This is a genomic window from Mesorhizobium sp. WSM4906 (assembly GCF_029674625.1).
GTDB lineage: Bacteria > Pseudomonadota > Alphaproteobacteria > Rhizobiales > Rhizobiaceae > Mesorhizobium.
In genome coordinates, this window is record NZ_CP121355.1 from 3967897 (window position 1) to 3982184 (window position 14288).

At 63.1% G+C, this 14288-nt stretch carries 14 protein-coding genes and 1 tRNA gene; 6 read left to right on the top strand and 9 right to left on the bottom strand.

The genetic code is table 11. From position 1 onward, the window contains the following. The first annotated feature begins 66 nt into the window (after positions 1-66). Positions 67-1041 carry an alpha/beta hydrolase gene (locus QAZ22_RS18860; protein WP_278202246.1) on the top strand — a complete coding sequence of 325 codons (975 nt, stop codon included), beginning with the start codon at positions 67-69 and terminating at the stop codon, positions 1039-1041. A 170-nt stretch (positions 1042-1211) separates the two neighbouring features. Then, complete coding sequence (locus QAZ22_RS18865; RefSeq protein WP_126093523.1) at positions 1212-1499, top strand: hypothetical protein; 288 nt, start codon at positions 1212-1214, stop codon at positions 1497-1499. 69 nt (positions 1500-1568) lie between these two features. Here the strand turns inward: QAZ22_RS18865 and QAZ22_RS18870 are convergent, their stop codons facing one another. The 3 genes from QAZ22_RS18870 to QAZ22_RS18880 all read right to left on the bottom strand — a co-directional run bounded on the left by QAZ22_RS18870 (position 1569) and on the right by QAZ22_RS18880 (position 3315). Then, a complete protein-coding gene (locus tag QAZ22_RS18870) occupies positions 1569-1808 on the bottom strand; it encodes a DUF2188 domain-containing protein (RefSeq protein WP_278202247.1) in 240 nt (79 codons plus the stop codon). Between the two features lie 31 nt (positions 1809-1839). Beyond that, positions 1840-2118, bottom strand: coding sequence for a DUF982 domain-containing protein (locus tag QAZ22_RS18875; RefSeq protein ID WP_278202248.1), 279 nt, complete (start codon positions 2116-2118; stop codon positions 1840-1842). 93 nt (positions 2119-2211) lie between these two features. Then, positions 2212-3315: an NADH:flavin oxidoreductase/NADH oxidase gene (locus QAZ22_RS18880; RefSeq protein ID WP_278202249.1), complete on the bottom strand. Its 1104-nt coding sequence runs from the start codon at positions 3313-3315 to the stop codon at positions 2212-2214. A 268-nt stretch (positions 3316-3583) separates the two neighbouring features. Between QAZ22_RS18880 and QAZ22_RS18885 the strand changes: the two genes are divergently transcribed. Then, complete coding sequence (locus tag QAZ22_RS18885; protein ID WP_278202250.1) at positions 3584-4162, top strand: NUDIX domain-containing protein; 579 nt, start codon at positions 3584-3586, stop codon at positions 4160-4162. A gap of 21 nt (positions 4163-4183) precedes the next feature. On the opposite strand, the gene QAZ22_RS18890 is transcribed toward QAZ22_RS18885, so the two are convergent. Further along, positions 4184-5995, bottom strand: a complete 1812-nt coding sequence (locus tag QAZ22_RS18890; protein ID WP_278202251.1) for a hypothetical protein — start codon at positions 5993-5995, stop codon at positions 4184-4186. Positions 5996-6324: 329 nt separating this feature from the next. Here QAZ22_RS18890 and QAZ22_RS18895 point away from each other — a divergent pair. After that, positions 6325-6409 (top strand) — tRNA-Leu (locus QAZ22_RS18895). 1101 nt (positions 6410-7510) lie between these two features. After that, positions 7511-7714, top strand: coding sequence for a hypothetical protein (locus QAZ22_RS18900; RefSeq protein WP_278202252.1), 204 nt, complete (start codon positions 7511-7513; stop codon positions 7712-7714). A gap of 154 nt (positions 7715-7868) precedes the next feature. On the opposite strand, the gene QAZ22_RS18905 is transcribed toward QAZ22_RS18900, so the two are convergent. The 3 genes from QAZ22_RS18905 to QAZ22_RS18915 all read right to left on the bottom strand — a co-directional run bounded on the left by QAZ22_RS18905 (position 7869) and on the right by QAZ22_RS18915 (position 9748). Then, the gene (locus QAZ22_RS18905; RefSeq protein ID WP_278202253.1) at positions 7869-8537 is read right to left on the bottom strand and encodes an outer membrane protein; all 669 of its coding nucleotides are present in this window, start codon (positions 8535-8537) and stop codon (positions 7869-7871) included. Positions 8538-8629: 92 nt separating this feature from the next. Beyond that, positions 8630-8842, bottom strand: coding sequence for a hypothetical protein (locus QAZ22_RS18910; RefSeq protein WP_278202254.1), 213 nt, complete (start codon positions 8840-8842; stop codon positions 8630-8632). Positions 8843-8884: 42 nt separating this feature from the next. Continuing rightward, entirely contained in the window at positions 8885-9748 is an 864-nt protein-coding gene (locus QAZ22_RS18915) for an alpha/beta hydrolase (protein WP_278202255.1), read from the bottom strand. 147 nt (positions 9749-9895) lie between these two features. On the opposite strand from QAZ22_RS18915, the gene ade reads away from it, so the two are divergent. Next, positions 9896-11713 (top strand): adenine deaminase, encoded by a 1818-nt coding sequence (gene ade / locus QAZ22_RS18920; RefSeq protein WP_278202257.1) that lies wholly within the window; start codon positions 9896-9898, stop codon positions 11711-11713. 18 nt (positions 11714-11731) lie between these two features. On the opposite strand, the gene QAZ22_RS18925 is transcribed toward ade, so the two are convergent. Then, on the bottom strand, positions 11732-12898 hold the full coding sequence (locus QAZ22_RS18925; protein ID WP_278202258.1) for an alpha/beta hydrolase: 1167 nt from the start codon (positions 12896-12898) through the stop codon (positions 11732-11734). A 103-nt stretch (positions 12899-13001) separates the two neighbouring features. Then, positions 13002-14078 carry an alpha/beta hydrolase gene (locus tag QAZ22_RS18930; protein WP_278207883.1) on the bottom strand — a complete coding sequence of 359 codons (1077 nt, stop codon included), beginning with the start codon at positions 14076-14078 and terminating at the stop codon, positions 13002-13004. Between the last annotated feature and the right edge of the window lie 210 nt (positions 14079-14288).

A 14288-nucleotide genomic window follows, 5' to 3' on the forward strand; every position in this document is an offset into this window, starting at 1 on the left:
AGCAGGGTAGGCTCTTGTGGCAGAGACAGTTGCGGCTAAGGTGCGCCGGTCCGGCTCGGGTGGAAGATGCTGATATCGGTTTTGTCGTGGCTGATCGGCGGCCTTTTCGTTGCGGCGGCTGCCGTCGTGCTCAGCTTTGTGCTTGCAACATGGTGGATCGCGGCCAAGGCCGAAAGGCTGGTGCCGGCTTGCGGCAAGTTCGTCGAGATCGACGGCAACCGCATCCACTATGTCGAAGAAGGCGAGGGCAGGCCGATCGTCTTCCTGCACGGCCTCGGCGCGCAGCTTCACCATTTCCGGCACACGCTGTTTGGACGTTTCGGGGCCGGCTACCGGCTGGTCGCGCTCGACCGGCCGGGTTCGGGATATTCGGTGCGGGCGGGTGGAGCGAGCGGCCGTCTGCCTGAACAGGCGGAAGTGGTGCGGCGCTTCATCGAGGAACTTGGGCTGGAAAGGCCCTTGGTCGTCGGCCATTCGCTGGGCGGCGCCATCGCACTTGCGCTCGCGATCGAGCATCCGAAAGCGATTTCCGGCATCGCCTTGCTCGCGCCGTTGACGCACCTGGAGGCAAGGGTGCGCCAGAAATTCGACCTGCTCTACGTTCCCTCGCGTTTGTGGCGGCGGGTCTTGGCTCATACGGTGGCGATTCCGCTCAGCCTGAAATATGCGGAGCCCACGATGAAATTCATCTTCGCGCCGCAAGCCGTGCCTGAGGACTATATGATCGCAGGGGGTGGTTGGCTCGGGCTGCGGCCCGCCCATTTCCATGCGACCTCGACCGACTTTGTGGCGGTGGAAGAAGACCTCGGCCGTCTTGAGCGGCGCTATGGCGAGATCGCCATGCCGGCCGGCATTCTGTTCGGCGCGCAGGACCGCGTCATAGGCATCGCGGCCCATGGCGATCCGATGCCGGGCAAGATCGAGGAACTCGACTTCGAACGGGTCGAAGGGCTCGGCCACATGCCGCAATTCGTGGAGCCGGAACGCGTTGTCGCCTTCATCCAGCGCATCGCCGCATGCGCGTTTGCCGGCGTGACCTGAATTTCGACGGCAATTGCGCCGAGCCGAATGATCCGGCTGCTCACGGCCTCGTCACACAAACGTGTCGCGCATCCCGCTCCACGCCGATTTTCTCTTGGAACTTTGCATCCAACCCAGGGTTTCATTGGCGTCGCCGTCACACCTCGGCGACCAACCAGATGGAGTATCCAATGCTTACGAAAATTCTTGCAGCCTCCGCGCTCATGCTGGGTATGGCAACCTCGGCCATGGCGCAGTCCTCGGACATGTGGTCGTGGTGGCACCATGATCGTCCGGTCTCGAACGAACGGACGGTGCCGGTCGATCCTTACGCCACCGGCAGCATCTCTTCGAGCAGCGAAGCCACTGGCCTAAACAGCCTCGGCAATCCAGGTCCCATCGGCCCATGCGCCTCGAATACGCCCGGACCCGACGCCAATGCCGGGCAGAACGTCAACGATCAGTACTGCGGCAAATAACAACTGACGCGTCCGCCAGCGGCCGGCATGAAGGCAAGGGCATGGTCGGTCGCGGCGCGGGCGTAAAAACTAGTCGGAGACTTCGGTTTGCGGCCGGTCGCGACCGTCGGCCAGTTCGTCATGCCAGACGCCCTCGGAATCCTCATACTGGATGCCGTCGGTGTTGCCGGCGACCTGCTGCTCGGCCGAAGCAATTTCGGCGGCGCGCAGCGCGTCCTGGTGCGTGGGAAATGTTTCTGAAAAAGTCGTGCCGACCTTGTAGGCCCAACCGCCGTCATGCTCGACGATCTTGTAAGTCAGTTTCGCCATGGAAATCCTCCGGTAGAGAAACCCTTAATGCTCAATGCAGCTTTTCGTCGGGCAACCTGTCTTCAGGAACCAGCACTTCAGATTCCTCGGCTGCCTCGATCAATGCGCGGCGTGCGTCCGCAGTCGAACGATAGCCCTCCAGCGCCTTGAGGCAAGTGTCTAGAGCATCACGATGCCGCTGGCCGCGATTGAGCGGCCAGACCGTCATCAGGCACTCGGCGGCTTCGCGGGTGCTGCGGATCTGGCGATATTTGCCGACATGGCCGAGTTCGACCACCACCGGCTTTTCAAATGGCTTGTTGTCTGTCATGGCGCGCCAACGCAAAACGGCCAATTTGGTTGCAATCGTGGCAAGACCCCTGCGCCCAAAGGTCTCAGCCCTTGCGTCACCTGTGGAAGCGGTTCAACCGGCCGCCTTCATCCAGTGCCGCATCGTCGTCACCGAGCGCGCCAGCTGCGGCGCCGGACGGATTTCCTCGCCGAACGTCGCCGCCGCGCGCCAGCCCCAGCGCGGATCGGCGAGGAAGGCGCGCGCCAGCGCCACCATGTCGGCGCGGCCATCGGCGACGATCGCCTCAGCCTGCTTCGGATCGTCGATCAGCCCCACCGCGCGCGTCGGAATGCCGGCGCCGTTGCGCACGGCTTCCGCCAGATGCACCTGATAGCCGGGACCGCTGGGCAGCTTCTGCAGAGGCGAATTGCCGCCGCTGGAGCAGCAGAGATAAGCGATGCCTTCCGCCTTCAGCGCCTTGGCCACTTCGATCGCGTCTTCGACATCGAAACCGCCCTCGACCCATTCCTTCACCGAAAGACGCGCACCGAGCATCAGGTTCGGGACGGCTTTCTTCACAGCCCTGGCGATCTCGACGGCGAAGCGCATGCGGTTTTCCAGCGAGCCGCCCCAGCGGTCGGTGCGCCGGTTGGAAAGCGGCGACAGGAACTGGAAGATCAGATAGCCGTGCGCGGCGTGCAATTCGATGAAATCGAAGCCGGCACGCTCCGCCCGCTTGGCCGCCTCGGCGAAACGCTGGATGACTTGCCGGATCTCGTCTTCCTCCAGCGCGTGCGGCACATTCCATCCCGTGTCATAGGCGATGGCCGAAGCCGAAACCGTCTGCCAGGGATCCTCGCCCGGCTGCAGGGGACCGCCACCTTCCCAGGGTCTCCGGTTGGAGGCCTTGCGCCCGGCATGGGCAAGCTGGACGCCGAATTTGGTTCCGGGCGCTGCGACGCGCCTGGCGGCATCGAGCGTGCGCTTGGCCGCCGCCTCGTTGTCCTCGGAGTAAAGGCCAAGGCAGCCGTGCGAGATGCGGCCGCGCCGCTCGACGTCGGTCATCTCGACGGTCACCATGCCGGCACCGGATATAGCGAGGTTCATCCAGTGGTGGAGATGCCAGTCGCTGGCGGAGCCGTCCTCGGCCGAATACTGGCACATCGGCGCCACCGCGATGCGGTTGGGGAAGGTGAGGTTGCCAAGGGTGATCGGCTGGAAGAGAGATGGCGTCATGAAACGGGGCTCCTGGGAGAGATATCGCTATCTAAGGAGCCGCGGCGCCTCGCGCCAGACACGAGCCGGTGAAAGTCTTGCTGGACCAGCCGGTTTCCAGGATTGCGCAGGCGCCCGTTCGCCGATAGAGCGGTTCCCCGCTCCCCGTTTCGCGGAAACAGGGAACCGCTCTATCTCTTTGTTTTGACTTGACGCAATTCCGGACGGAAAACCGTTTCACACTTTTCCTGGAATTGCTCTGAGGCTTGCCGGCAGCATGGAGTTCACCATGGAAGATCGCGTCCGCATCCGCTCTGAGGAAGTCCTGTCCGATGACTGGGCGGTGCTGAAGAAGACGGTGCTCGACTATCGCCGCCGCGACGGACGCTGGGAGACGCAGACCCGACAGACCTACGACCGTGGCGACGGCGCGGTCATCCTGCCCTTCGATCCGGAGCGCTCCACGGTGCTCCTGGTGCGGCAGTTCCGCTATCCGGCCTATGCCACCGGCCACCGCGAGCCGCTGATCGAGGCCTGCGCCGGCCTGCTCGACGAAAACGATCCGGAAACCTGCATCCGCAAGGAAGCGGAAGAGGAGCTCGGCTACCGGCTGAAGGACGTCGAGCGGCTGTTCGCGCCATTCATGAGCCCCGGCAGCGTGACGGAACGGCTCTGGTTCTTCACCGCGCGCTATTCGCCGGCCGATCGCATCTCCGACGGCGGCGGAGCGCCGGACGAGGGTGAGGACATCGAGGTTTTGGAGATGCCGCTCGACGAGGCGCTGGCCGGCATCGCCGCTGGCCGTATCGTCGACGCCAAGACCATCATCCTGATCCAGCATCTGAAATTGAACCCGATCACGCCCTGACGGGCGTCACCGCGTTACGGCTCATCGGCTCGCGACAGGGCATTGGCCGGACGGACCGCCTGCCGCCGGATATCGATAGATGCGCAGCGGGCCGGCAACGGGACACTCCGCCAGCCAGTCTGGAGGCTTTCCTGTGGCCAACCGGCTGGCAAACGGAAACCGGGCTTCGACCGGCTTGAGGGTCTCTTCCTCCACACGGCAGACCGCAACATGGGTGGCCTTGGTTTCATCAAGCAGCCGCGCCGGATCGGGCGTAGCCGGATCGAAAAATCGCAGGACGCGCTCGATGCCCTTGGCCGATGTGTGAAAAGGGACGGCCACGACCTCGAGCCCGACGGGAGATCCCAAAGCGGCGGCCCCGATATTGGGAGGCGCGAACAGCCGCGCGCCGTCCGGCCAGACGAAACCGGCGCCGGCTTTCTCGCAGGCCCTGGCGATATCGATGCCGAGAGGCCGCATTTCCGCCGGGGGCCAAACCATTTGGACTAGAAAGAGGGCGGCGATGATCGCCACGCCCGGAGCGGCTAGAAGCGAAACGCCCGGCAACCCGTCGTCGGACCTTGCGCCGAAATAGCCCCGCAGCGACAGCCGGGCAGGAAGGGCTTGGTGGATAAGCAGGGCGACCCCTGGGCCGACGAAGAGCGGGAAAAAGCGGAGATATCGCAGATAGAGCAGTCCCAGCAGGAGGCCGACCGTCGAGAAGGCTGCAAGAACGATCCAGGCTCGCCTTGTTGTCTTGCCGGGAATGGCCAAAACGCATGTCGCCGCAGTGCCCAGGATGGCGAGGAAAAACCTGGCGAAACGATCGGAGCTCAGAAAGTCCGGGCTGAGGAAAGCGCTGTGCTCCTGTTTGATGCGCGAAAGCCAATTGTCGCGTACGTAGTCGCTCACCCCGACGAGTGGACCGCCGGCGCACTGGGGGAAAAAGAAGACAAGCAGCGCGGCGGTCGCACCGGCGCCCGCGAGCAGGTACAACGCCCGTATCCGCCAGCTTCCAGCTCTCTCCGCTGCGGAGACGCCCGCAAGCACGACGCCGGTGACCACAAGCGCGGTGAGGTGCAAAAGCGAATAACGGTCGCAGGCGGCGCTTGTGTAGGCGTGGGGGCCTACCACCACAAAGAACGCGGCCGTGCCGGTTGCCGCCAGCACGAGACCGTATGCCCGAAGGTCTTCGCCAGCGTCTTTCTTCCCGGCGATGAACGCCAATGCGTAGAAGCCGGCCGGCAGAGCAAGGAACGGCGCCATTTCGGCGCTGATGGCCGTAGACAGAGCCATCAAGGCGCCGTTCAGCCCGGCGGCAAGGCGTCCGCCTCGGATCGTCAGCAGTGCTGCCCCCAGGAGGATGAGCATCTGCAGATTGTGGTAGTCGATACGCCAGGGTTGAAATTCCGCAAATGACGGCAATCCGGCGAAGGCGGCGACGGCCAATACCGCGCCGGGGTGTTCGAATTCGAACTCCCTGATCACCAGGAAAAGCAGGGTTATCGCGACCAGGAGCAGCAGCGGCGGCACGATGAACGCGGCGGTGGAGACTGCAGCTTCCAGCCCGACGAAAGGCGCAAGCGCGACAGCCAACAGCGCGTAGGGCGCGTCGACGATCCACGGCCAGTGCGAGACCATGGGTTCGGGCTGAGCGATACCGGTCAGCGTCCTGTCGAACGGATTGCCCGTTTGTAGAAGATGCCTGATTTCATGCAGTTTCAGCAGGTCGTCGACGTCGCCGTTGGGCATCTTGCCTTGCAACAGCAGCAGGCTCAGAACGGCGCTGAGCGCCAGCCAGACGATTGCGACCGACGGATGGGTACGGCGGTAGATCGCCCCGATTGTCGACATCCCAAGCCCTTCCCATGCGCGCCAGCGATAGATGCATGGAAAAGCTTTCGATCGGGTAACCTGCCACCCGAGGCTCGAAGTAACGAAGGGTGGTGCGGACGACGGGAATCGAACCCGTACGATCAGAGATCGAGGGATTTTAAGTCTCTTTTTTCTGCGGTGCTTCCCGCTCAACGGTCTGGAAAACCAAGACCTCGAGCTGATGGTGAAGTCCGGTTTTCTCCCACATGGGTGGGAAATCCCCACGATTTTTCCCACACAATCAGGTGTGCGAGCCTGTTCCCTTGCTCTTTGCAAAATCCCACACCACGCGTACATGTGCGGGCACTGCGGGCGTGGTGAAATTGGTATACACACCGGACTTAAAATCCGGAGGCCTCGGCCATGCGGGTTCAAGTCCCGCCGCCCGCACCACTAGGTTATTTGCTCTATGCGATTTGAGTTGTTCTTCTTGGGGCGGATACCGTCGGGCAACAAAGGTGGCCCGCACGCGAATTTTGCCGTCGACTTCCGGACCCAAATGCACCACCAGCTTGTTCGCCTCTGGCAAACTAACCCCCTCATTGAGCATACCGGGTGGTTATCCAAGCCTTACAATGGCAGCACGTGGGAGGGTGTCGCGACCTTCGAGCGACACGGGTTGGACTTCGTGGTCGTCGCAAGTCAGCGCGTGTCGTTGTCGATAAAGATGGATGTTCATTTTTATGAACCTGCCGGCGAGTTGTCGGTGGCAAGTGATGTTGCCGATGTCGATAACAGGGTCAAAGTCCTGTTTGACCTTCTGAGGCTACCCGACAACCCTAAGCATATTCCTCCAGGGTTGCTGCCACATTATTGTCTAATGGAGGATGACCGGCTCGTTTGGGAGCTAACAGTCAAGCGCCACAGGCTCCTTCGTACCTTGGAGAAAGCGGAGTACATGACAAGGCTTGATATTAGTGTCCTTCCATCCCGTGGAGCGATGGGAAATCTGTCAATCGTAGACACTTCGGTCTATTAGCAGCTGTATAGCCTGAGCTTGGAGGCTCATATTTTTCTCCCACACAATTTCCCACATGGTCCCTTGCGCGCTGCAAAAGTCGCTTGTGCGGGATCATTGCACCCCTGCATGTAACAATCGTTGCAAAAACAGTGGGTTGGCTGCACAACTTCAGATGGCCAGATACGCAGGCGCAACCAGAACGTTTACGAAGAATGGTCGTGGCATGCTAAAGCGTTGTTTTTGTTGACGCTGTATCGATTATTTTTTTAAGTCCCTTGCGTCTACCAATTCCGCCACGTCCGCAGGCGAGCCCTTTTCAGATGCCGGCCCGAAGCCGTCAAGCCATGTTTACGGGCGTGAGGTCCTTCCGCCAAGCACGACGGCGCAAAACGGCACTGTGGCGGCGATATATTAGTGATGTTTAAAATTCGAGATTGCCCGCACCGATATCGTTAGCGTTTCCTTGCCAACATTCCAACCTGCATTGACGGCAGATGCGTGTGACAATGCGCGGGGCAGGGTGGATCAAGGGATTGCGGGAAGCCGAAGCGCGGGAGCTGCGGCGCCAGATCACCCAGCTCGAGCTCGATTTGATCGAGGCCGCGAACTCGGGGGGCAAGGGGAAGCTTCACGACATTGCGCACAGCTTGCGATGGCAAAAGGCGCGCCTGGAGCGGTTGGAGGAGTGCCTGGCCGCCATGCCGGCCGGCAAGACTATCCGGCCTGATCCTGGATAGTGGCGTGATCGCGCAATTACCCCTTCCGAGGCGTTCGCTACGGTCGCCGTCGTGGTGGATTTGATCCGCCGCGGCCGGCGTCCTTCAGGACCCTACCCATTCCCCCCGCCCCCTGCGGGCGCCGGCCAACTTCGTTCCGTTGCTGCTCCGCAATTCAGAACTTGTAGCTGAAATTCACGCCTAGCGTGTGCAGCTTCACGTCCTGGTCGCGATCGGAGAAGTCGTCCGGGACGTCGAAATGCTCCTTGCCGAAATCGTAATAGCGGTACTGCGCGCCGACGATGATATTGTTGCTCAGCGCATAGTCGACCCCGGCGCCAATCGTCCAGCCGGCGCCGGTGCGCGTCTTGGCGAAGCCGGTGCCGCCGGCGTCCTGCGAGGTTTCGATACCGGCGAAGGCGACGCCGCCGACGCCGTAGACCAGCCAGCGATCGGCCGCCAGGCCAGCCTCGGCATTGACCGAGCCGAGCCATTTTATGTCCGTGCCGACAGAATTTCCGGGACCAAGGAGGGCCGAGCCGTCGATCGAGGCATAGTTGAGCTCGGCCCGCGCGCCGATCACCGCCTGGTTGAACTGCCAGAGGCCGGCGACATGGCCGCCGACAAAGCCGCCATCGAGATCGGGCGAAGCGGCGAACGGCTCGCCTTCAGTACCGGAGATGTCGGAGGAGCCCCAGCCATAGCCGGCCTGCAGGCCTGCATAATAGCCCGTCCAGTCGAAGCCTGGCGCGGTCATGGGCAGGTCGACGCCTGCGTCCGCGGCCAAGGCCGGTCCGGACAGCAGCGCAAGAAAGCCGGCACTGGCGAGCGTCAAACGACGCATCGAGCTCCCCGAAATGGCGGTTTCGAAAGACTCCTTTGCCGCAGACTAACCTCATTCGTCGCCGAACGGAATTGCATGGCTGCAACAGTGGTTTACGTCGGTGGATTGCGGACGCGGTCTTCCAGGTCGCGCTGCTTCTCCTCGGGCGAGGCCAGCCGGCCGAAAGCGTATTCGGCGAGCAGCGAGCCGGCGATGAAGAGAGCGATCGGCGCCGCCCAGGCCCAGAACGAATGCAAGGCGAAGAAAGCCAGGCCGGCCAAGGCTGCCGACACGACGAAGATCGCGAACCTGATCGTCTGCGCCATCTTTCGCCAATCCGGATGGTCAGGGAGCGGGTTCTCGCTCGCTCACGTGGCGGCTATTTTGGCATCGATGAAATCGAGCGCCGCCTGGCTGTATTCGTCCGGCGCCTGCAGCATGGCGAAATGGCTGGCGTTGGGCAGGATGATCAGCTTCGTGCCCGGTATGGCGGAGGCCATGTATTCCGTATGCTCGCGTTTGATCGCCTCGTCATGGTCGCCGGCGACGATCGCGGTCGGCGTGGTGATCTTGCCGAGCTGCTCCTTGGTCCAGGCCGGCTGCGATTCCCACATATGGCTGATCTGTGCGACGAAGGCGTCATACTGGTCGGGCGTCTTCGACAGTTTCTTGTAGTCGCGACCCGAACGCTCGATGTAGGCGGCGAAGGTCTTGTTGGTCATGACGCCGGGGTCGACGCCGTCAGTGGTGACGTTGGCGGCCTGCGCGAAGAGCCGCGTCAGCCGCTCGGGATGATGGAGCGCGATGTCGATGCCGATGATGCCGCCGTCGCTCCAGCCGACCAGGGCGGTCTTGTCGACCTTGAGAAAATCCAGCAGCGCCAGATAGTCCGAGGCCATCAGGTCGTAGCCGTAAGGCTCGTCGGTGCGGGTCGAACGGCCGTGGCCGCGGCTGTCGGCGACGATCACCTTGTGGGTCTTGGAGAGGGTCGCGACCTGGCTCGCCCAGATATCGGCATGGCCGAGGCCGCCATGGATGAGCAGCACCGGGTCGCCCTTGCCGAAAACGGCGTAGTACATCTGGATGCCGTTGACAGGCGCGTAGCCGCTCTCGTCGGGTTTGGGCATCGCCGCCGGCTCCGGCAAGGTCTGCCAGCGTTCCTCCGCGGTGGCGAGGGCGGTCGATGCGATGAACAGGATGATGGTGGCGAACGCTTTGCAGAAACGGGTCACTTTCCCCTCCGACGGTTCGTTTTGGCGGCCAGCATCGCCTTTTGCCTGGAATAGTCAACAAGCGTGGCTTTGCGCCTGAAGGCGGACGGAGGGCTCTGGCTCAGCGCGACGACATTTGCGAGAGTGGCTGCAACAGAGGACCAGCAAATGACCGGCACCAAACCCGCACGCTCCGCAAAACCCAAGCCCTGGACCGAGGCGGCGACGCATCTGGTCGACGTCGCGATGGGGCGCAAGCCCGCCGATCTGGTCATCCGCAACGGGCGCTGGGTGAATGTCCATTCGGGCGAGATCATTCCCGGCACCGATATTGCGATTGCCGCCGGCCGCTTCGCTTATTGCGGGCCGAATGCCAGCCACGCCATCGGGCAGGGGACAAAGGTGGTCGATGCCGGCGGACGCTATCTGGTGCCCGGCCTCTGCGACGCGCACATGCATGTCGAGAGCGGCATGGTGACGGTGACGGAGTTCTGCCGCGCCGTGATCCCGCACGGCACGACCTCGATGTTCATCGATCCGCACGAGATCGCCAATGTGCTGGGTCTGCCGGGTGTCCGCCTGATGCATGACGAGGCCGTCGCGATGCCGATCAACGTGCATGTGCAGATGCCGTCCTGCGTGCCTTCGGCACCGGGACTGGAGCATGCAGGCGCGGAGCTTACGGTCGCCGATGTCGCGGAGGCGATGACCTGGGAAAACATCATCGGACTTGGCGAGGTGATGAATTTTCCGGGCGTCGCCGCCAACGATCCGGTGATGTCGGGCGAGATCGCCGAGACGGTCAAGGCCGGCAAGACGGTCGGCGGCCATTATGCCTCGCGCGATCTCGGCCTGTCGTTCCACGGCTATGTCGCTGGCGGCGCCGAGGACGATCATGAAGGCACGCGGGCCGAGGACGCGATCGCGCGCGTGCGCCAGGGCATGAAGGCGATGCTGAGGCTGGGTTCCGCCTGGTACGACGTCGCGGCGCAAATCAAGGCGATCACCGAAGGCGGCATCGACCCGCGCAACTTCATCCTGTGCACCGACGACAGCCATTCGGGCACGCTGGTCCATGAAGGCCATATGGACCGGGTCGTGCGGCACGCCATCGGCCGGGGGCTGAAGCCGGTGACGGCGATCCAAATGGCGACGCTCAACACCGCCCAGCATTTCAGGCTGGAGCGCGAGATCGGCTCGATCGCGCCGGGGCGGCTGGCCGACCTTTTGATCGTCTCCGATCTCGCCCAGATGACCATCGATGAGGTCTATGGCCGCGGCGTCAGGCTGGCGAAGGCCGGCAAGCTCGAGATCGATATTCCCGCCTACGACTATCCGCGGACGGCGAAGAACACGGTCAAGCTCGGCAAGAAGCTCGCGGCAACGGATTTCGATATCGCGGCGCCTCAAGGCGCCAACGAGGTGCGGGCGCGGGTAATCGGGGTGATCGAGAACCAGGCACCGACGCGGGCGCTGGAGGCGGACCTGCCGGTGGAGGACGGTCTGGTTGCCATGGATCGCCGCAACGACATCTGCCAGATCGCCCTGGTGGAGCGTCACAGGGGCACGGGCGGCGTCACCAATGCCTTCGTCTCCGGATTCGGCTACATGGAAGATTGCGCGATGGCCTCGAGCGTGGCGCATGACGCGCACCACATCATCGTCGTCGGCACCAACAAGGAGGACATGGCGTTAGCCGTCAACCGGCTGGCCGAGGTCGGCGGCGGCGTCGTGCTTTATTCCAAGGGCCAGGAATTGGCGCTGGTCGAAATGCCGATCGCCGGGCTGATGTCGGACGAGCGCGCCGAGATCGTCGCCGCCAAGGCCGAGCAGCTGACGGAAGCGATGCGCAAGGTCGGCTGCTCGCTCAACAACGCCTACATGCAGCACTCGCTGCTGGCGCTGGTGGTCATTCCGGAACTCAGAATCTCCGACGTCGGTTTGGTCGACGTGACGACGTTCCAGAAGGTCGATCTTTTCGTGTGAGCGGTTGCCGTTAGCGGATCATTGACCGCCGGTGGCGATGGTCAGCACCTTGAACGGCGTGGTGATCACCACTTCGGCGACCGATCCCACCGCTTTGCCGAGACCCTGTCCGATATTGTCCAACCCGGCCCCTTGAGGTTCGTCCGCCCGCAGGGCTGCCGGTGTACGCAGCCGGTCGCCAAGCAATTGTACCAGGACCGGATTGTCGGCGAACTTGGCGTGGTTCAAACGGTCGCCGCCTTTGGTGTTGGTCAGATCCGCAACGACCACGCCGTAGCTCGCAAGATCGGCCGCGTTGCCGTAGTCGCCGACGCGCGGCTTGTCGCCGGAAATGAAGCTCGACAGCTTGAGCGCCCGGTCGTCGCCCGATAGCAGGATGGCGAACGGCTTGTCGGGCTTGCCGTAACGGATCATCTGCTTCTTGAAGACATCGACGTCGATGTCGGGCGAAGCGAGGATGACGTAGCCGAGCTTGCCGTTGAGATCGCGGTCGCCGGTGATGGCGAGCTGGCGCAAGGCTTCCATCGTCAGCCAGGTTCCCATCGAATGGGCGATGATGTCGATGCTTTTGGCGCGCGTCTTGGCAAGCATCCGCAGCGTCGCCTCGAGGTCGTCGCGCGCGGCGGTGGAGCTGTCCTTGTCATAGATGTAGCCGGTCGTCTTGCCGCTCGACGCCCATGAGAACAGCACCGGCGTACCCTGGTAGTTCGTATCGTGCGCAATCTGGGTCAGCCGGTAGACGCCGTCGTCGAAGCCGTTGTTGAAGCCGTGCACGAAGACCAAAGCGCGGTCGCCGCGTATGGCAATATCGGCGCCGACCGCCTTGGCGAATTGCGAGGCGTCGCCATAGTGGACGACATCGGTGGCGGTGAACTGCTTGGCAGGGTTGCTGTCGGCCGAACCCTTGGCGCGCTCGATCGCGCCAACCTGATGGATTTTTGGAACCGTGACGTCGACACGGGCGTAGCTGGCGGTCAGCGAACGGTCGCCGTCGAACACCTGCCGCGGGTCCTTGGTCGCCTGCTGGCGAGTCGTGGCGACGAAGATTTCATGGGTGGCCGCAATATCGGAGGCCGGCACCGCGACCGCCTTCCGGTTCAGAAGATCATGCGTATTTCCGCCGGCGCAGCCCGCCAGGGCGAGCGCAAGGGCAAGGCCAACGCCGATCTTCAAACGCACGATCACCCGGGGTCCCCCAAGGGCGGCAAACCTCTCTGGCTACTTCGATAAAGCCAGAGGGCGGCCCGGTCCAGTTCAAAGTCGATGCAGGGCGGCTGCGTAAGCACGGTTACTGGGTGGCGAGCTGGCTGATGCGGTCGGTGACATCGCGGTCGCTGGCAAAGCCATCATCCTCGCGCAGCCGCTGGCCGATCATCTTCACCAGCGCCGGGTTGTCGGCGAATTTGGTATGGTTGAAGCTGTCGCTGCCCTTCTCTTTGGAAAGGTCGACGACCGTGACGCCATAGGAGGCGAGATCGGCCGCGTCCCTGTAGTCGCCGACGCGCGGGCGGGAACCGGCAATCAGGCCGGAGAGCCGGAGCGCCCGGTCGTCGTCCGACAGGAGCAGGATGAATGGCTTGTCGGGCTTGCCGTAGCGGCGCATCTGGCTCTTGAAGACATCGACATCGATGTCGGGTGAGGCCAGAACGACGTCGCCGAGCTTGCCGTTGAGATCGCGGTCGCCGGTGATGGCGAGCTGGCGCAGCGTCTCCATCGTCACCCATGTCCCCATCGAATGCGCGACGATGTCGATGCGCCGCGCGCCCGTCTGCGCGAGCATCCTCAGCGTCACTTCCAACTGGTCGCGGGCGGCGGCGGCACTTTCCTTGTCATAAACGTAGTCGGTGGTCTTGGCGCCCGAAGCCCAGGAGAACAGCACTGGCGTGCCGGGATAACCGGAATCGTGGACGATCTGGGTCAGCCGGTAGACGGCGTCGTCGAAGCCGGTGTTGTAACCGTGCACGAAGACCATGACGCGGCCGCCGCGGGCGTCGATGTCGGCATTGAGCGCGCTGGCGAATTTCGGCTGGGTGTCGTAGCCGACGACCTCGGAAGCCATGAAATATTTGGTCGGATCGTTCGACGTGCCGCGCGAACGCCGCTCGATCTGGCCTGTCTGGTGCACGGGCGGCACCGTGACGCTGACGCGCGCATAGTTCAGCGTCGCCGAACGCTCGCCGTCGAAGACCTTGTTCGGGTCGTCGGAGCGCTTGCGCGTGGTCGCGATGAAGATCGAGTGGTTGCCGGCGATCTCGGTCGCCGTCGTCGGCACGACGACGCTGCCCAGAATTTCCTGCGTCTGGTGCCCGGCGCAGCCTGCCGTCAGCAGAGCCAAGGCAATGATCAAAAGCGTCTTCAAATGCACGTCCAACAAATCCACTCCGGCCGCAATTGGCCATCCACCTCCGCGAAATCTCCCGGACAGGCGAAGTGCGGCGGAAGTAAGTCGTGTCCAGCGGAAATTTGCTCGGCGGTTGGCGACGGCCGCGACACTGTTGCGCGAAAGCCAAATAGGCTGTGCCGCTGCATCGGTGGCCGCAAGCGTCGATTTGTGCGATAGCCAGCGTTTCGCGCC